Origin of the sequence: Sphingomonas sp. GV3 (assembly GCF_031082075.1) — a bacterium.
GTDB classification, from domain to species: domain Bacteria; phylum Pseudomonadota; class Alphaproteobacteria; order Sphingomonadales; family Sphingomonadaceae; genus Sphingomonas; species Sphingomonas beigongshangi.
Genome location: NZ_JARWLE010000001.1, coordinates 2,760,380 through 2,779,458, shown reverse-complemented (window position 1 = coordinate 2,779,458; position 19,079 = coordinate 2,760,380). Strand labels below are relative to the sequence as shown.

Sequence of the window (19,079 nt, the reverse complement as noted above, 5' to 3'; positions counted from 1 at the left end):
CGGACCGATGCGATGGACCTCTTACTGGTCGAAGACGATGCCGCCTATGCCGATACGCTCGCGCAGGAATTGCGCGCGCTCGACCATCGCGTGACGATCGCCACGAACGGCGTCGCCGCCCTGGAAGCGGTGGCGCGCGAAAGCTTCGATGCGGTGATCCTGGACCGCATGCTGCCGCAGATGGAAGGCACCGCGGTGCTGCAGCGGCTGCGCGAAAGCGGTGCGACGCTGCCCGTCCTGATGCTGAGCGCATTGGGACGATCGGTGGAAAAGGTAGAGGGTCTCGAAGCGGGTGCGGACGATTATGTCGTCAAGCCGACTCCGGCCCCGGAGCTGGACGCCCGGCTCAAGGCGCTGGCGCGCGCGCGCGGATGGACGGAGAGGAACGGCGACACGCTCCGTGCGGGCGACATCACCGTCAGTCCGACGCAGTTGCGCGCGTGGCGGGCCGACGTTCCGCTCGACCTGACGAAGCTGGAACTCGGTCTGCTGACCGAACTTGCGCGTCAGCCCAACATGATCCTCACCCGGGCGATGCTGCTCGAACGCGTCTGGGGCTATGATTTCGAGCCGGCGACCAACATCGTCGATGCGCAGGTGCGCATGCTGCGCCGCAAGCTGACCGCGGACGGCGGCGACGACCCGATCGTGACGAAGCGCGGATTGGGCTATATGCTTCGCGGGTGATTGCGACGCGAAACAGGGCGGCCGGCGCATGCGGATAGTGGGCCGGGGATCGCTGCGGACGCTGACCGCGGCCTTTCTCGCCCTCTTCCTCGCGACGGTGCTGGCGACGGGCGTCGCGACCTATTCGGCGTCGCGCGCGGCGATCGTGCGGTTGATCGATCGGCGGATCGTCACCGTCAGCGACGAACTCGACGACGGTCTTCGCCCCGGCGACGCGCGCGAGCTGCTGGCGCGGATCGACCGGCTCAGCCGCACCCGCGACACCGGCGATATCGGCCTGGAGCTGAGGGATGCCACCGGTCGGCGGCTTGGCGGGAACGTGGCGCTCGGCCGGAACCTGCCGCCGGGGTTCTCGACCCTGCGCCATCGCGACGGGATCGCCGGCCTGTCCGAGGGACGGGCCCTGGTCCGCGACCTCGGCGGCGGCCTGGTGCTCACGGTCGTCGCGGAGACCGAACCCGTCGACGATTTTGCGCGCTTGCGCCTGCGCAACGCCATCGTCGGATTCGGCGCGATCGTGCTGGTCGTGCTGGGCGGCACCATCCTGTTCGCCTTCCTGATCGAACGGCGCATCGCGCGCGTCCGGGAAACGGCGGAGGCGATCATCGATGGCGATCTGCGCGCGCGCGTCCCCGTCGATCCTGCCGACGGCGCTTTCGCCGCGCAGGCGATGAGCTTCAACCGCATGCTCGATCGCATCGCGATGCTGATGGAAGGGATTGTGGGGGTCAGTCACGACATCGCCCATGATCTGCGCCTGCCACTGGCCCGCCTGCACTCGCGCCTGACGCTGATCGCCGCGCGTGCGCCGACCGAGGCGATGCGAGAGGACCTACATGGCGCGCTGGCGCAATGCGACGACCTGCTCGCCATGTTCGCGGCGACGTTGCGGATCACGGAGATCGAGGGCAGCGACCGGCGCGCCGGCTTCGCCCGCGTCGACCTGGCGCAGCTGGCCCACAAGGTCGGCGAGGGTATGGCGGCGGTCGCGGACGAAGGTGGCCATCCCCTGACGGTACGCGCCGACACCCCCCTGTTCGTCGAAGGCGACGGTCGACTGCTGACGCAGGCCCTGGTCAATCTCGTCGAGAATGCGCTCCGCCACACGCCGACCGGAACGCCCGTCTCGATCGTGGCGACGTGCCGCCACGGCGCGGCGATACTGGAAGTCGTCGATCGCGGACCGGGGATTGCCGCGACGGACGTGCCGCTGGCCCTGCGCCGGTTCGGCCGGCTCGAAGCCAGTCGCACCACCGAGGGCCATGGCCTCGGCCTGCCGCTGGTCGATGCGATCGCGCGCCTGCACCGGGGAACGCTGACGCTGGACGATGCGGGTCCCGGCCTGGCCGCGGCACTCGTCCTGCCCCTCCCCAAGGCCCGTTAGCTTCCGATCCGCGTACGTGGATGCGGTACCGGCCCTCACCCCCACCCGGCCGCCCATCCAGGATACGCTGAGTGGGCGGCCGGGTGGGGGTGAGGGCCGGTACCGCGCCTATCCAGCTTCGCTGGATCGCAAACTAGCGTCCGATCCAAACACGCGTGTCAGTCCCCAAGCGAAGCGCCCGGCCCTCCATGGCGGAGGACCGGGCGCGCGCAATCGGATCGGACGGAAGAAGATCAGAAGCGGACGGTCGCTTCCACGCCCCAGGTCCGCGGCGGGTTGAAGTTGGCGTAATCGCCCAGAATGCCGCCGTAGCTGGTCGAGATCAGCTGGCCGTTGGCGCCGTAATTGTACACCGGCGACGAATTAGCGGCCGAGCGACGGTAGATGTACGTCGTGTCGAGCAGGTTGCGCACCCAGAAGGCGAACGTCACCTTGTTGTGATCCGAAACCGCGATGTCGGCCAGCGCGACGCGGCCGTTCATGATGAAGCTGGCATCGGTCTTCGTCGGCTCGAGCTGGAAGCTGTACTGGCTGCTCGCGTAATTGCCGTCGAGGTGGAACCGCACGGTCGCGTCGCCATTGCCGATCGGCACGTTATAATCGATCGCCCCCGATGCGGCGTTGCGCGGCGTGTAGACGATGTACAGCTGCTGCGGCGGCGCGCCCGGGGTGAGCGGGTTCACGGCCGACGGAGCGCGCCAGTAGGTGTAGGCGTAGGAGCCGGTCAGCGTCAGCCCCTGCACCGGCGCGACGGTCAGGTCCGCCTCGACGCCACGGATCTTGCTGTTGCCGGCGTTGATCGTCTGTTCGATATGGCTGCCGTTGGTCGGGCTCGACCCGTTCGTGTCGAAATAGTCGAAGTCGAACTGCGTATTGGTCCGGTCCATGATGTAGCCGGCCAGGTTCAGACGCGCCTTGTGGTTCCAGAAATCCATCTTGGAGCCGATTTCATACGACTTCACCGCTTCGGGGCCGAAGGCGTTGAACTGGAGCGAGCGGTCGTTCGCGCCGCCGGCCCGGAAACCGGTCGCATATTTGGCGTACAGATGGATGTCGGGCGTCGCGTCGAACGCGACGTTGACCATCGGGTCAAAGCGGCTGATACTGTTCCGGAACGAGAAGGGCGACACCGTTCCCGCGGTGACCAGGTCGGCACGGTTGTTCACGACATAGAGCGTGCCGTGGCGCTTGTCCTTCGTCCAGCGGCCGCCGACCGTGATATGCACGACGTCATTGAGCGCGTCCGGCGTGAAGGTCAGGTTACCGAACAGCGAGTAGTTGTGGTCGGTCGCCTGGCTGGCCCGGGTGATGAACTGACAGCTGTTGGCGAACTGCGGCACCGTCGTCGCGAGCGTATTGTTGCACGACGGGTCGAACTGCTGATAGCCCGAATTGGCGCTGGTGATCGGGTTCGCATTGCCGGGAATCGGGCTGCGGATCGTGTAGGCAGTGCCGTCGGCGTTCCACAGGTTGCTGAGCGGCGTCGCGGCATATTCCGTCGCGTGCTCGGTGAAATAATAGGCGCCGACGACGTAATCCAGCTGTGACAGGCTGCCGACCGCCTGGAATTCCTGGCTGAACTGGTGCTGGCGGAGGAACGACAGGCTGTAGCGGCTGAAGTTCGAGCTGGGCGCGAAGCTGCTGCGCTCCGGGCCGCCCGAATTGTCCCACTGGTCGGTGCTGACGCCGCGCCACGCGGTGATCGAGCGCAGCTCGATTTCAGGCGCGAGCGTGTACTTCAGGTTCGAGGTGAAGCCGTGCGTGATGTCGACGCTGGGCTGCTGCGGCACGCCGACGTCGGCGACCTTCTGACGATCGGGGTGGATGCCGACCAGCGGCGCCTTTGGCGCGATACAGAGCGGCTTCGTGCTGCCGGCAGCGATGGTGCCGCCGCACGCGGTGGTCGTACCCGGCAGGACCAGCGTCGTGCCGTTGAACGCGCCCACGGTGTAGCCATTGGGGTTGTAATTGACCAGCTGGCTGAACTGCGGCGTATTGTCGTCCTTCGCATAGTCATAGGCGAAGTCCGCGGTCAGACCGTCGACGGGCTTCCAGCGCGCGGCGACACGGCCGCCCTTGCGATCGTAGTAGTTCCAGCCGGTCGATCCGGTGAGCGGATCCTTCACGGTCGGATCCTGATGCTGATACACGCCGTCCAGCTTGAGCGCGACGCCGTAGAAGGCGGGCAGGTCGACGTGCACGTCCGCGTTGCGGCTGCCGTAGTTGCCGACGCCCGCGGTCATGCGGCCACCGAATTCGCCGGACGGGGCGCGCGACACGAGCGACAGCGCGCCGCCTTCGGTGTTGCGACCGAACAGCGTGCCCTGCGGACCCTTGAGGACCTCGATCCGCTCGATGTCGAACAGCGCGGCGTTGAGGCCCTGGGTCTTACCCAGTGCGACGCCGTCGAGATACACGCCGACGCCGCCGTCGCGCGCGGTCTGGTTCTGGTCATAGGGAACGATGCCGCGGATGCCGATCGTCAGCGCCGACTGGCGCGCCTCGAACGTCGCGACGCGCAGCGAAGGGATCGTGCCGTCGGCAAGGTTGAACAGGCTGAGGACGTGACGATCCTGCAGACCCTGCGTGTTGAGCACGCTGATCGAGATCGGGGTCTTCTGCAGGTTGGTCTCGCGCCGGGTCGCGGTGACGACGATATCGCCCAGCTGCGATCCGCCGGTGTCCTGCGCGTCCGTCGCCGTGGCGGTCGATGCGGTCGTATCCTGGGCGACAGCGGCAGGCGCCGCCGCCGGCTTCGTCTCCGCCTGCGCCACGCCGGACATGGCGAGCAGCGCGGCACCCGCGAGCAGGCGCGATTGGATAGTGTTCACGTCAGAGTCCCCTTAGCAGGCCAATTCGGCTGTCCCGAGGCGCCTTATGACTGAGTCGGGTCGGTCCAATGACATATCGATGACGACGCTTTCTTGCGGATTTCACGTTCATTTCATGAAACATGCCGCTCCTACGGAAAGGCCGGCTTTCGGCGCGGGCGGGGTCGCGCTCGGTCCGCCCCGGAACGATTTAAAAGGCTGGTGGTGCACCCAGGTCACAGTGGTGGAGATATGCGCAGCCGCAGTTGCCCCCGGTCCCGACGCCGATAAGGTGGCCACGGTGTTTCCCGAAACCCCCGCCTCTCCCGGTTCCCGCCTCTCCCCCGAATTGCGCGCGCGCCGCATGTTCCGCCTGTCGCTGGGCAATTATTTCATGGGCGGCTTCATCATATCACTGATCAGCCTGCTGGTACCCCGGCTGAAGCTGCTGATGGGGCTCGACTATTTTCAGGCTTCGCTGGTCCAGCTGGCGTTCCATTCCAGCTACCTCCTGTTTGCGCTGCCGATCACAGCCTGGATCGTCGCGATCGGTTACATGCGCGGCCTGTCGCTGGGGCTCTCGGTCATGGCATGCGGCTGTGCGGGGCTGGCGGGCGCCGCGGCCGCGGGCAGCTATCCGCTCGTGCTCGTCGCGCTGCTGACGCTGTCCGCGGGCGTGACGTTCTTGCAACTGGCGGGGGGCATCGTCTTCGTCGTCGTCGAGGACGGGCCGCGCGCCATGTCGCGTCTGACCCTGGTGCAGGGATTCAACTCGCTCGGGACGGTATTGGCGCCCCTGCTCGGCGCGTCCTTCCTGCTCGGCGACGCAACGGCGGTGCCGTCGGGCTGGCTGGCCCTGGCACTGCCTTTTCTCGCATCCGCGGCCGGGCTGGCGATACTGGCGATCGCCTTCTTTCGCGCGCGGACGCTGCTCGACGGCGTCACGCCGCCCCGCCGCGTACCGGTGTCGCGGATGCTGTCGCTGTTGCGCGCACCACGCCTGCTCGCGGGCAGCCTGGCGATGTTCGCCTATGTCGGCGCGGAGGTGACGATCGGATCGCTGCTCGCCAATTATCTGGTCCGCAGCGACGTGCTGGGCGTGCCGCTGGTCACGGCCGGGCGACTGGTCAGCCTCTATTGGGCGGGGGCGATGATCGGCCGTTTCGTCGGCGCCGCCGCCTTCGCGCGGATCGCGCCGCCACGGGCGCTGGCCGGCACCGCGTGCGGCGCGGTGATACTGGTCGCGATCGCAATGGGCGCGCAAGGCGTGACCGGAGCCGCGGCCCTGCTGGCGGTCGGCCTGTGCAACGCGATCATGTACCCGACGATCTTCGCGCTCTCCCTGCCCGACGAGGCGACGGCGGCGCCCTACGCGTCGATGGCCCTATGCATGGCGGTGGTGGGCGGCGCAGTGGTGCCCGTGCTGACGGGCCGGATAGCGGATGCGATCGGCCTCCGCTTCGCCTTCTCGCTGTCGCTGTTCTGCTACGTGGTGATCGCCGCCTTCGCCGTGGGGTGCCTCCGCCTCTGGCCGCGTCGTGACTGAACAGCGCGTCGCAAGTGTGCGATCCAGCAAGACTGGATCGGCTCGGTAGCAGCCCTCACCCCCACCCGGCCGCCCACTCAGCGTATCCTGGATGGGCGGCCGGGTGGAGGTCGGGGCCGCTTCCACGCACGTGGATCGAAATCCAGACTCCGCGACGGCCTTGCCCCGCCGTCTGCGCACCCCTAGCTGCCTAGCACAGGCTAGGCAGGAACGATGAGCGACACCGCGGACCGATTGATCGAAAGCGCCGCCGGCCAGATCATGCGGGTCGGTTACAACGGCTTCAGCTATGCCGATCTTGCCGCGGAGATCGGGATCCGCAAGGCGAGCATTCATCATCACTTTCCCGCCAAGGCCGACCTGGTGGTCGCCGTGGTCGAGGCGGCCCGCGCGGCGATCCGTGCGCAGACCAATGCGCCGGACCAGGCCCCCGGAGACGCGGTCGACCGGCTGTCGGCGTATGTCGGCCGCTGGGCGACCTGCATCGCCGATCGGTCGGCGCCCTTCTGCCTCGCGGCGGTACTTGCCGCGGAACTGCCCAGCCTGCCCGACGCGGTCGCAGGCGCCGTGCGCGGACATTTCCACGATCTGACCGCGTGGCTGGCCGAGGTGCTCGCACAGGGTGAGCGGCAGGGGACGATGCGACTCGACGCGCCGCCGGAAGCGGAGGCGGAGGCGCTGCTGTCGACGATCTATGGCGCCATGCTGGTGGCGCGTGCCTTCGACGATCCCACGCGCTTCCCTGCGATCGCACGGTCGGCTGTCGAACGCCTGCTCGACTGACGAACACCTAAGGAGTGTCGGTTTCGGACAAAAGATCTTGACAAATAAGTTGTCTACCTACTAGTAGGTTTAGCGTCATTTTTCGGTGAAGGAGGTTTCGATGTCCAGTCTCGTCCTCGATCAGCAGTTGGTGGAAGCGCGCCCGCAATCGCCCTGGCTGATGCGCTATTACTTTGCCCGGTTCAGCTTCTCCGCTGCATGGGTCGGCGCCGCCTGCGCCGTCACCGCTGCCGGCGCGTCCGGCGCGGCCGCGGCGCTGCTGGTCGGCTATCAGCTATGGGATGCCGCAGCGAATGTCGTCGATGCGCGCCGCCACGGCGGGCTGGCGCAAAATCCGTCGCAGCGGTTCAACACCCTGGTCAGCGCCGCCGCGGCGGTCGGCCTCGCGATCGCCCTGCGTCGAGGGTTGAACCAGGCGCTGATCGTGTTCGGGGTCTGGGCCGCGCTTTCGGGCCTCTTCCAGTTGGTGGCGGCGCTCCGTCGCTGGTCGACGATCGGCGGTCAGTGGCCGATGATCCTCAGCGGCGCGCAATCGATGATCGCAGGGGTCATCTCGATCAAGGCGGCGGGCGGTCCCGATCCGGTGACGCTGCTGACCCTGGTGCCCTATGTCGGCTTCGGTGCCTTTTACTTCCTGCTGTCCGGCTTGTGGCTTGCCGTTCCAGCGCTGCGGCGGTCCCGGTCGGAGGCGGCGTGATCCCGCCTCCCGGCCCGGCGTTGGGATCATCCACCGTCAACGGGCGACGGGCAGGCGCACCTTGAAGACCGTCGCGTCGCCTTCGGCGAGGGCAATGGTCGCGCCATGCGCATCGAGCAGCGAGCGGGCGATGGTTAGGCCAAGGCCCGTCCCCCCGGCAGCGCGACGCGTCGTGAAAAACGGTTCGAACAAGCGGACGCGATCCGCCTGTGCGATGCCGGGCCCATCGTCTCCCACCAGCACCTGGACGTATCCGCCGTCGTCGCTCGCGATCATCGTGGCCCTTCGCGCCCCGGCAAGGCGACTGTTCTCCAGCAGCGTGGAGAATACGGTCTCCAGCGCCGCCGGCGGTACCGCGACGAGCGGCAGGCTGGCGGGCACGTGCACACGCGTCTCGAGCCTCGGTTGCGCGTCGGCGACCCGCGCGACAACCGGCTCCAGCGACGTACTGGCCGACGGGGCAGCCTGCGCCATGTCGGCGCGCGCGAGGTCGAGCAGCCGGGTGACGAGCTGTGCCAGCCGCCCCGCATCCGCGTCGATATTGCCGAGGAAGCGACCGCGGTCCGACTCGGTCATGGTCGCGCGATGGTCGTGCAGCAGTTCGATCGCGCCCCGGATGCCCGCCAGCGGCGTCTTGAATTCGTGGCTCATCGCATAGGCCATGTCGCGAAGGTAGCGCGATCGGCGGTCGATCGCCGCGGCCATCGTCGCAAAATCGGCATAGAGACCCTGGATCTCTATGGCGGCCGTGGGTGGCACGTCGGGTATCGCGCCCCTGCCGCTGGCGACCGCACGCGTCGCCGCGCCGAGCCGCTCGATCGGTCGCGTGATGCCGCGCGAGATGATGCCGCTGAGCACGACGAGCAGGCCCAGGATGACGAGGATGCCCAGAACGATCTTGCCGCGATCGTCGTAGATCCCCTTGAACAGCGCGCGTGCCGACCGCGACAGCAGCAGGACGCCGACCACGCGGCCGTTGACGATCACCGGCCGCGCATGATGCACGCGGATCGCGGCGGCCCGGGACAGCCACTCGAACCGATAGACGGCGCGATAGGCGCCATTACGGCGCAAGATGGTGCGCGGCGTTCCCGCGAGGGCGGCGGCGACCTCGGGCAGCGCCGCGTAGCTGCCGCCAGGCCCCCGCCCCGCGACGAGACGGCCATCTCGGTCGAGCAGGATGATATTGGCCATGGTCGTCGATCCGGTCTTGTCGATCATGGGCGCGATGCGCGCTGCCGCCGCGCGCGCATCGGCGGACGGTAGCGGCGCAACGGCGGGTGCCGGACGCTCCGGCAGGATCGCGGCGGTGCTCAGATCGACCTCCGCCGGTTCTGCCAGGCGAGGAGTCTGCGGGGTCGCGCGCGGAACGGCGGGCCGCGCCCCTCCCGCCCCGGCGCCACCGGCGGCGGCCCGCCAGTCGACCGCGGCGGCAGCCGCGAGCGCGGCGCCCTGCGCGACGAGCTCCGCCTCGGTCTGCCGCACCAGGCTGTTCTCGTAGACGCGCAGGAAGATGGCGCCGAACCCCGGCAGCGCGGCGACGAAGAACAGCGTCGCGAAAAGGATCGTGCGCAGGCGGAGCCGGGGCCAGCGCTGCTTCAGCCAGTCCTTCGCGGCCGCGATCATCCGCCGGCGCCACCCGAACAGGCGCCGAGGCGATAGCCGATCCCCGGTCGGGTCTCGATCACGTCCCCACCGCCAACCCGGGCGAACTTCGCGCGCAGATTGCGGATATGGCTGTCGATCGTGCGATCGGTGATCGCGAAGCCCGGGCCATGCAGCCGATCGATGATCGCATCGCGTCCGAACACTTTCGCCGGCGCCGCCGCGAGCGTGCGCAGGATCGAGTATTCACTGACGGTGAGCGGCACCTCGCGCCCCTCCCATTCCGCGCGCCAGCCCTCGAGGTCGAGCGAGAGGTGCCCCTGGCGGATCGCGCCGGCCGCAGCGCCGGCGCCCGACGCGCGTGACTCGGTACGGCGCAGGATCGCCATCACCCGTGCCACGACTTCGCGCGGGGAAAACGGCTTGACGACATAATCGTCCGCACCGAGCTCGATGCCAAGGATACGGTCGATCTCGTCGTCGCGGCTCGACAGGAACAGCACCGGCACCTCCCCTTGCGGTGGGGGTGCGGCGCGCAGCCGGCGACACACCTCGAGCCCGTCGAGGCGCGGCATGTTGATGTCGAGCACGATGAGGTCGGGCGCGCGGGCCATCACCGAAGCGAGCGCCGCCTCGCCATCCGCCGCCTCGACGGCGTCCAACCCCGCCTTGCCGAGGGCGAAGACGAGCAATTGGCGGATGTGCGGGTCGTCGTCGACGACCAGGATGGTGCGTGGCATGGCATTAGGGATCATCGCTGGCTCGCTCTGCGTCAACGCATCTCCGCATTCTTGGCCTGGCGGGCGTACCAGCGCCGGTCCGCAGCGGTTGCGGCACCGATGGCGGCCGATCGGTACGCGCCAAGTATCGTCCAGGATCGCCAGTCGCGCTGATCGCTCTCAAGCCGGATCTGCGCGGCGGTGCGCAGGGCGCGAGCGCGGCCGCGCAACACCGGTCCGCCGGCGCGACGTTCGAGCGCCGCCAGCGACAACAGGGCGGACGGGCCCAGCCGGCGCAGATAGGCAAGGTCGATCTGGTCGGCGGTCCGGGCGTGGCGCACATTCCAGGTCGCGGCGATCGCGCCCGAGTCGACAGTGCTGGCCAGCGCCAGCACCGCGAGCGCCGCCATCGCATTGGCGTTGACCAGCCAAAGCGCGGACCGGCCCGCGATCCAGCGCCAGGCGATCAGCACGATACCGACCGCAACCAGCACCATCCACGCAAAGGCCGCGATCCGCCAGCCGGTGAGCATATAGGCCGCGACGTAATCGGCGAGCCGCAAGAGGCTCGACGCGACGAGCAGCAGGGTCTGCGCGAGCCAGACGAGGACGAGCGGGCGCAGGATCGGCGCACCGCCGGGCCGCAGGAGGAGGAGCACGAAGGCAGCGGCGAGGAGCGCGACGACGATCAGCGTATAGGCGCCCTGATGCGCATAATCGGCCAGCGTGACGCCCGCAGGCAGCGGTGCCCCGCTCCAGAGGAAGGCGAGATCGAGGCCGTTCTGCAGCGCGAAGACGAGGTTGAACACGGCGAGCGACGACGCCAGAGTCGCCGACGACAGGGCGATGCGCGGCGCCCGCCATTGCGGAAACGGCGCCCGGCGCAGGCTGCGCGGTCGCAGCGACGCCCAGGCGACGATCAGCGCGACCGATATCATCACGCCATGGCCGACGAGGCGGTCGACGTCCGGCGGCTGTATCCGGTCGAGCATGGTGCCGATGACGGGGTTTGCGAGGCCGAACAGCAACAGGAAGAGCGTCCCGCCGACGATCGGCAGGATCATCACCGACCAGCTAAGCCGCCACCCGCCCCTGCCCATCGCCGACCGAAAGTCGCGAAGCGGGGCCGGCACGGCGGCCAGCGCCTGCACGACCAGGCGGCACCCCCAGCGCGCGGCGTCGTCGAACCGGTGGCGCGGCAGCAGCACCGCGCTGCCCAGGGCCGCCCAATAGAGACACCAGGCCAGGAAGCCCGGATCGATCGCCATGACCAGCGCAAAAAGCGCCGCTATGCCGATTAGCATTATTGATAAACCGCGCCGCGTCGGCGGCATCAGGATCGCGACGACCGCGCACCACAGGATCAGGAGCAGGCCGAACGCCGATCCCGGAGCCGTGTCGAACAGCAGCAGATCGGCGGCGAGCGCGACGACCAGCACGGCGAGCGCCTTCGCCCAAAGGGGTTTCGGCGGGGATGGATAGGGCATGCGCACTCCTGACGACGGAATGCCCATGTCATCGCAGCCGGCCGCGCAGAACGAGCGGCAGTCACCATGGGGATCGCGCGCGCGATGCGTGCAGATCCCGTGCAGGCTTCTACTGGCGCGCCGCCTCCACCCGCGTCATCGCCGCCGCCGCGAACAGCAGGGCGCCCGCGGCGAACACCAGGGTCCAGATCGGCTGCGTCGGGAAGAAATGCTTGGTGATCGAGCCCATCACCGTCGCCACCAGCAACTGCGGCACGACGACGAAGACGTTGAACAGGCCCATATAGATGCCGAGCTTGCGCTGCGGCAGGCTGGACGCGAGGATCGCATAGGGCATGGCGAGGATCGACGCCCAGGCGATGCCGACGCCGATCTCGCTCGCCAGCAGCCAGCGCGGGTCGCGGATGAAGAAGAAGCTCGCGAAGCCGGCCGCACCGCACAGCAGGCCGACGATATGCGTCCGCGCCTGGCCGATTCGCCGCGACAGCAGCGGCAACAGCGTCAGCGCCGCCACGGCGGCGATGCCGTTATAGGCGGCGAACAGCACGTCGACCCAGTTGGCGCCTTCCTGATACAGCGGGCTGGCAGCGTCGGGCGCGCCGTAGAAGCGACCCGCGACGATCGGCGTGGTGTTGATCCACATGATGAACAGCGCCGACCAGCTGAAGAATTGCGCCACCGCCAGCCGCTTCATCAGCACGGGCATGCCGGCGAAGTCGCCGACGATATGGCCGAGCAGCCCCGGCGTCTGTCCGCGCTTCGCGCGCGCGACCGCCGCGATGCTGGCGAGGCCATAGGCGGCGAGCAGGCCGCCGAGCAGATACATCTCCTTTTCGAGCCGCAACGCGGCGACAGCCGCGACGACGACCGCACCCGCGGCGATCCAGGCGACGCTGGCGCCATAGCTGCGCGCGGCGAGCGCACGCAACACGTGCGCGCCCTCCTCCGGATCGGCGCTGCCGTGAAAGCGCGCCATCTCGTCCGGCGAATATTCGCGCGTCGTCAGCACGGTCCACACGACCGCGAGCACCAGGGCCGCACCGCCGAACCAGAAGGCGAGCCGCACCGTATCGGGAATGCCACCCGCCGCTGCCTGGTTACTGATGCCGAGACGTTCGAGCAGCCAGGGGAAGATGGATCCGAACACCGCGCCCGCGCCGATGAAGGCGGTCTGCACCGCATAGCCGGCGGCATGCTGGTCCCTGTCGAGCATGTCGCCGACGAAGGCGCGAAACGGCTCCATCGAGATGTTGAGCGAGGCGTCGAGCAGCCACAGCATCATCGCCGCGACGAGCAGCGACGGGCTTTCCGGCATCACGAACAGCGCCAGCCCCGCGAGCAGCGCGCCGGCTAGGAAATACGGCCGCCGCCGCCCAAGCCGCCCCAGCCACGTGCGGTCGCTCAGATGGCCGATCACCGGCTGGACGAGCAGGCCGGTCAGCGGCGCGGCGATCCACAGTGCCGGCAGATCGTCGAGGCTGGTGCCGAGCGACTGGAAGATACGGCTCATGTTCGCGTTCTGGAGCGCGAAGCCGACCTGGATACCGAAGAAGCCGAAGGAGATGTTCCAAAGGCCCACCCAGCTCTGGCGCGGGCGGCGGGCGGGCATTTCGGTCATGCGAGGTCCTCAATCGCCGCGGCATGCGGCGGGAAATTGAGCAGGCAGCCGTCGAGCAGGCGGTCGATGCCGGCGAGGTCGACGACCGGCGGCACCGGGCGAAGCCGGTCGGGAAAGGTGCCGTAGCCGGCCAGCAGGACTTCCCACGACATCGGGGCGTAATAGCCACCCAGATCGCGCGCCTCGATCACCGCCGCGACGTCGCGGCCGGTGAACCAGGCGGTCATGATCGCCTTGAGATCGTCGGAAAGCTGCTCGATCGCCGCGGCGTCGCGCCAGTACGGCGTATCGACACGGCGGTTCAGGCGATAATGCGCGACGATATAGTCGCGGATGCCCTCGTATCGCCGTGCGATGCGCGCGTTGAACGCATCGCGATGACGCGGCGTGAAGCCGCCTTCGCCAAGCGCATGGACGAAGCCCTCGACCGTCGCCTGGACGATGTGGAGCGCGGTCGCCTCCAGCGGCTCGATGAACCCCTGCGCAAGGCCGATCGCCAGGCAGTTGGCGGCCCAGCTTTGGTCAACCCGACCGACCTTCATCGTCAGGTGGCGTGCAGGGACCGGGCTGTCCAGCAGGCCGAGGTGACGGCGCAGTTCCGTCTCGGCGTCGTCCGGCGAGACATAGGCCGAGGCATAGACATAGCCGTTGCCGGTACGCGCGGTCAGCGGGATCGACCAGGCCCAGCCCGCCGACAGCGCGGTGGCGGTGGTATGGGCGTCGAGCGCGGCGCCGCGCGGGGTGGGCATCACCACGGCACGGTCGTTGAACAGATTCTGCGCGAACGGTCGGAACGGCACGCCGAGCACCTGTTGCAGCAGCAGTCCGCGGAACCCGCTGGCATCGACGAAGATGTCGGCGGCGAGCGGTTCATGGTCGGCGATCGTCAGGCTGGCGATGTCGCCGTTTGCCGCGACGACGACGTCGGCGACATGCGCGCTGAGGTGGCGGACGCCGCGGCGCAGCGCCTCGGCGCGCAGCACTCCGCCCACCTTGTGCGCGTCGAAATGATAGCCGTAGCCGACCGGGAACGGAAAGTTCGACGACGCCACCGGCGCGCGGCGAGCGTTGGCAAGGCGGCTGTTGAGGAAGAACCGGTCTGGGTGCGCGGGGACGTCCGCGCCCGTGCGGCGGGCGAGCGCGCTCGCATGGAAGGCAGGCTGCGTATGCAGATCGACCGCGCCCGCGAAGGGGTGGAAATAGCGCGTCCCCAAACCGCCCCAGCCCTCGAACGCGATGCCGGTCTTGTAGGTGGCGTCGGCGGCCGGCATCCAGTCGGCCTCGGCGATGCCGAGCGTGTCGAACAGCGCTTTCAGCTGCGGCGTCGACCCCTCGCCGACGCCGACAATGCCGACGTCGGGGGATTCAACGAGCGTGATCGCCGCCTCGGGCCACGCCTTCGCCATCAGGCAGGCGGCCATCCAACCGGCGGTACCGCCACCGACGATCGCGATGCTCGGTCCGGTCATCGCCACACCTTCTCCCCTCCCGCTTGCGGGAGGGGCCGGGGGTGGGCCGGTGCTGGACATACGGTCACCCGCCGGGAAGGCGTCAGCCGTACGGCCCGGACGCGCCCACCCCTAACCCCTCCCGCAAGCGGGAGGGGAACGCGGTCGTGGCGGCTCGGCGCCGCTCTGCCGTCGACGCCGCCGCATCCGACGATCGCGACGCTCGGTCCCGTCATCGCCACATCCTCTCCCCTCCCGCTTGCGGGAGGGGCCGGGGGTGGGCGCGTCCTGGACATACGGTCACCCGCCGGGAAGGCGTCGGCCGTACGGCACGGACGCGCCCACCCCTAACCCCTCCCGCAAGCGGGAGGGGAACGCGGGCGTGGCGGCTCGGCGCCGCTTTGACGTCGACGCCGCCGCATCCGACGATCGCGACGCTCGGTCCCGTCATCGCCACACCCTCCCCCCTCCCGCTTGCGGGAGGGGCCGGGGGTGGGCGCGTCCTGGACATACGGTCACCTGCCGTGAAGGCGTCGGCCGTCCGCACCCTTCCCTGGATTCTCCCGCACGCGGGAGGGGCATGCGGTGATGGCGCCTCACCGCTTCCCCTTGCCCGCGGCGACGAAGCGGATCGCCTGACCGCCGCCGGGGGCGAGCGCGAGCGTCAGCGTGTCGCCCTTCTTGACGGGCCGTTTCTCGATCGCGATCGCATGACGCGCCTCGGTGCGATAATCCGCGCCGTCACCATCGCGATAGATTTCGGCGGTATAGCGCCGCCCGGCGTCGAGGAAATCGAGCGGCACCGTCAGCGACCGGCCTGCCTCGTTGGTGATCGACCCCAGATACCAGTCGTCGCTCGCCTTGTCCTTGCGCACGACGGTAACGTAATCGCCGACCTCGCCGTTCAGCACGCGCGTTTCCGACCAGTCGACCGGCACGTCGCGGATGAACTGGAACGCGTCCATGTGCTTCGCATAATTTTCCGGCGTGTCGGCCGCCATCTGCACCGGCGAATAGATGACGACGTAGAGCGCAAGCTGCTTCGCCTCGGTCGACATCAGCGCGCTGCCGCCCTGTCCGGTCAGGCTGAGCACGCCCGGCGTGAAGTCCATCGGTCCGCCCAGCCATTGGGTGAAGAACATGTTCGCTTCGTGGTTGGGCGGATTCTTGCCGGGCCAGCTGTTGTATTCCATGCCCCGTCCGCCCTCGCGGCTCATCCAGTTCGGATAGGTGCGGCGCAGGCCGGTGTCCTTGACCGGCTCGTGGCTGTCGATGCCGACCTTGTACTTGGCGGCCGTCTGCACGACGCGCAGATAGTGGTTCACCATCCACTGGCCCTCGTGCCACTCGCGCTTGCGGGTGCCGTCGGCGTCGACGCGCTCGATCTGGCCGGCATCGGTGACATAGCCGGTCTTGACCACCGGGATGCCGTGATCGCGCGCATAGGAGAAGGCGCGGTCGAGCTGCGCGTCATAATGGCTCGCGGAGCCGCCGGTCTCATTGTGCCCGACCAGATGCACGCCCTTCGCCTTGGCGTAGCGATAGAGTTCGGCGGCATCGAAGTCGGGCGTCGGCTTGTCGAACTGCATGTCGTTGCCGTTGCCGAACCAGTCGCCGTCCCAGCCGACGTTCCACCCCTCGACCAGCACGCCCGGAATCTTGTTCGCGGCGGCGAAGTCGATGTACGTCTTGACGTTGGCGGTGGTGGCGCCGTGCTGCGGGCCGGTCGCCCAGGTCCATTCGCCCTTGATCATTTTCCACCACACGCCGACGAACTTGGCGGGCTTGATCCAGCTGACGTCGCCGAGCGTGTTGGGCTCGTTTAGGTTCAGCTCAACGTGGCTCATGTACAGGCCCGGCGCGTCGTCCGCGAGTATGACGGTCCGCCACGGCGAGGCGAAGGGCGCCATCCGCGTCACCTTCGGCGCGCCGGCGCCGGGGGTCAGCGAGGCCTTGAACGTGTTGCCCTCCGACCGGGCGAGGTTCATGGCGGCATAGTCGACCAGCGCCGCCTCGTGCACGGCGGCATGCGTGCCGTCGGCAAGCTTGACCGTCATCACCGTCTGCGCGGTGCCGACCGCGTCGAGCGGGGTCTTGTTGTAGAGATATTCCTCGCGGTTCCACTGATAGGCGGGCTTCCACCATGCCGTGCCGCCTTCCGCGAAGGCGAATTCCGTCAGTTCGTCGGCGATGTTCGCCTGATGCAGGTTCGGCTGGTCGGGAAAGCTGTAGCGGAAGCCGATGCCGTCGTCGAAGATGCGGAAGGTGACATCCATCTCGCGCTTGAGGCCGGTCTTCTCGCGAAAGCGGAGCGCGAGTTCCTTGTGATTGTCGCGGATCGTCTTCCACTCGCCATAGGGCTGCGTCCAGCTGCTGTCGGACGCGCTGGTCGACTGGCCGATCAGCTCGACGTTGCGCTCGATCTTAGGCGCGTCGGTGAACATGATGCCGAGACGACCGGGGTTGAGCACCGGCTTGCCCTTGCGCGTCACGGCATAGGTCGGGCGACCGTCGTTGTCGAAGGCGATCGACACCATTAGCTGACCATTCGGCGACGTGGCGGTGGCGACCGGCTTGAACGCCACCGTAGGGATTTGCGCGACCGCATTGGGATCGGTCTGCGCGAACCCCGCGGTTGCCGTCAGCGCCAGCGCCACGGCGGTGCCGATCTTCCAAGGATTCATCATGCCTCTCCAGTACGTTGCGCGATCAAAGCGCCATATCCATCGAAATGCCAGCCCTGCGTCGCGGTCTCGGCGACGGTGTGCCAGCGATCCGGCTCCGCAGGCATCCAGTGCCGGGGTTCGGGCGACAGGTTGAAGACGCACAGCATCGTCTCGCCGCCCCCGCGCCGCTCGAGCGCCAGCATCGCCTCCCCCGCCTCCACGACACGGATGTCGCCGGTCAGCAGCGCAGGGTGACGCTTGCGCAGGGCAAGCACGTCGCGCGTCCATTGTAGCAGCGCATGCGGGTCCTCCGCCTGCCGGTCCACCGCGAGCGCCGCATGATCGGCGCCGACGGGCAGCCATGGCGTGGCGGACGAGAAGCCGAGATGGGGTGCGTCGGCGCACCACGGCATCGGGGTCCGCGCACCGTCGCGCGACAGCGTGCGCGGCCAGTTGGCGATCGCCTCGGGATCGCGGAGCTGGTCGAAGGGCACCTCGACCTGCGTCAGGCCGAGCTCCTCGCCGTAATAGAGGAAGATGTTGCCGCGCAGCGACGCCAGCAGCAGCATCTTCATCCGCGCGAAGGCGCGGGCGTGGGCCGGCTCTGTCCAACGGGAGATCGCGCGCGGCGCGTCGTGGTTCTCGAACGCCCAGCTCGGCCAGCCGACGCCCTCCGCCTCGGGCCATTTCGCGACCGCCTCCGCCACCGCCGCCGGCGTCAGCGCCGGCGCGTAGAGGAAGTCGAAGCCATAGGCGCTGTGCAGCCGCCGCCCCTCCGCAGTGAACAGCTTCATTTCGCGGTCGCTGTCCGCGCCACCGACTTCGGCGACGGTGAAGCGCGCGTCGTAGCTGTCGAACAGCGCCCGGATCCGTTCCAGGAACCCGGGGATCGCGTCGTGGCTCTGGTTGTAGCGGTGCAGCTGATAGTCGAACGGGCGGGTGCGCGGGATGCCGTCGTCATCGGGCGCGGGCGGATTGTCGCGGAAGGCGGGATCAAACATCATGAAGTTGATCGCGTCGATCCGGAAACCGTCGATGCCGCGCTCCAGCCAGAAGCGGGCGACATCGAGGAACGCCTGTTGCACCGCCGGGTGGTGCCCGTTGACCTGCGGCTGCTCCTTCAGGAAATTGTGCATGTAATATTGGCGCCGGCGCGCGTCCCAGGTCCATGCCGGGCCGCCGAACACCGACTGCCAGTTGTTGGGGGGCGAACCGTCCGGCTGGGGATCGTGCCAGACGTACCAGTCGGCATAGGGGTTGTCGCGGCTCTGGCGGCTTTGCTCGAACCAGGGATGCCGGTCGCTGGTATGCGCCCAGACCTGGTCGATGATCACCTTCAGGCCGAGCGCGTGCGCCCGCGCGACGAGCGCGTCGAAATCCGCGAGCGTGCCGAAGATCGGGTCGACGTCGCAATAGTCGGAAACGTCATAGCCGAAGTCGGCCATCGGCGACCGGAAGAAGGGCGACAGCCAGATCGCCTCGACGCCCAGGCCGGCGACATGATCGAGATGCGCCGTGATGCCCGCGAGATCCCCGATTCCATCGCCATTCGAGTCGGCGAAGCTGCGCGGATAGATCTGGTAAATGGTCGCACCGCGCCACCACGGCCGTTGCTGGCGAGGCTGCATA

Annotated in this window: 13 protein-coding genes; 5 read left to right on the top strand and 8 right to left on the bottom strand. The window is 68.4% G+C overall.

The genetic code is table 11. The annotated features are described in order from the left end of the window. Window positions 1-12: 12 nt before the first annotated feature. Entirely contained in the window at window positions 13-687 is a 675-nt protein-coding gene (locus tag RF701_RS13235) for a response regulator transcription factor (RefSeq protein WP_210357119.1), read from the top strand. Between the two features lie 28 nt (window positions 688-715). Then, the gene (locus RF701_RS13230; protein WP_308815222.1) at window positions 716-2,071 is read left to right on the top strand and encodes a HAMP domain-containing sensor histidine kinase; all 1,356 of its coding nucleotides are present in this window, start codon (window positions 716-718) and stop codon (window positions 2,069-2,071) included. Window positions 2,072-2,304: 233 nt separating this feature from the next. Here RF701_RS13230 and RF701_RS13225 read toward each other — a convergent pair whose 3' ends face one another. Beyond that, window positions 2,305-4,854: a TonB-dependent receptor gene (locus tag RF701_RS13225; RefSeq protein WP_308815674.1), complete on the bottom strand. Its 2,550-nt coding sequence runs from the start codon at window positions 4,852-4,854 to the stop codon at window positions 2,305-2,307. 328 nt (window positions 4,855-5,182) lie between these two features. On the opposite strand from RF701_RS13225, the gene RF701_RS13220 reads away from it, so the two are divergent. The 3 genes from RF701_RS13220 (at window position 5,183) to RF701_RS13210 (ending at window position 7,907) form a co-directional block, all read left to right on the top strand. After that, entirely contained in the window at window positions 5,183-6,427 is a 1,245-nt protein-coding gene (locus tag RF701_RS13220; RefSeq protein ID WP_308815221.1) for an MFS transporter, read from the top strand. Between the two features lie 213 nt (window positions 6,428-6,640). Further along, a complete protein-coding gene (locus tag RF701_RS13215) occupies window positions 6,641-7,210 on the top strand; it encodes a TetR/AcrR family transcriptional regulator (RefSeq protein WP_210357121.1) in 570 nt (189 codons plus the stop codon). A 100-nt stretch (window positions 7,211-7,310) separates the two neighbouring features. Then, window positions 7,311-7,907, top strand: coding sequence for a DUF308 domain-containing protein (locus RF701_RS13210; protein WP_210357122.1), 597 nt, complete (start codon window positions 7,311-7,313; stop codon window positions 7,905-7,907). A 36-nt stretch (window positions 7,908-7,943) separates the two neighbouring features. Here the strand turns inward: RF701_RS13210 and RF701_RS13205 are convergent, their stop codons facing one another. From RF701_RS13205 to RF701_RS13175, 7 genes are all read right to left on the bottom strand, one after another. Further along, a complete protein-coding gene (locus RF701_RS13205; protein ID WP_308815220.1) occupies window positions 7,944-9,533 on the bottom strand; it encodes a HAMP domain-containing sensor histidine kinase in 1,590 nt (529 codons plus the stop codon). Continuing rightward, the gene (locus tag RF701_RS13200) at window positions 9,530-10,252 is read right to left on the bottom strand and encodes a response regulator transcription factor (protein ID WP_308815219.1); all 723 of its coding nucleotides are present in this window, start codon (window positions 10,250-10,252) and stop codon (window positions 9,530-9,532) included. Before RF701_RS13200 ends, RF701_RS13205 begins: the two co-directional genes overlap by 4 nt. 32 nt (window positions 10,253-10,284) lie before the next feature. Beyond that, the gene (locus RF701_RS13195; RefSeq protein WP_308815218.1) at window positions 10,285-11,718 is read right to left on the bottom strand and encodes a DUF4173 domain-containing protein; all 1,434 of its coding nucleotides are present in this window, start codon (window positions 11,716-11,718) and stop codon (window positions 10,285-10,287) included. Window positions 11,719-11,827: 109 nt separating this feature from the next. Then, entirely contained in the window at window positions 11,828-13,336 is a 1,509-nt protein-coding gene (locus tag RF701_RS13190) for an MFS transporter (RefSeq protein WP_308815217.1), read from the bottom strand. Next, window positions 13,333-14,805, bottom strand: coding sequence for a tryptophan halogenase family protein (locus RF701_RS13185; RefSeq protein WP_288936380.1), 1,473 nt, complete (start codon window positions 14,803-14,805; stop codon window positions 13,333-13,335). Before RF701_RS13185 ends, RF701_RS13190 begins: the two co-directional genes overlap by 4 nt. Before the next feature lie 575 nt (window positions 14,806-15,380). Beyond that, window positions 15,381-17,471, bottom strand: a complete 2,091-nt coding sequence (locus RF701_RS13180) for a glycoside hydrolase family 97 protein (RefSeq protein ID WP_308815216.1) — start codon at window positions 17,469-17,471, stop codon at window positions 15,381-15,383. Beyond that, complete coding sequence (locus RF701_RS13175) at window positions 17,468-19,078, bottom strand: alpha glucosidase (RefSeq protein ID WP_308815673.1); 1,611 nt, start codon at window positions 19,076-19,078, stop codon at window positions 17,468-17,470. Before RF701_RS13175 ends, RF701_RS13180 begins: the two co-directional genes overlap by 4 nt. Between the last annotated feature and the right edge of the window lies 1 nt (window position 19,079).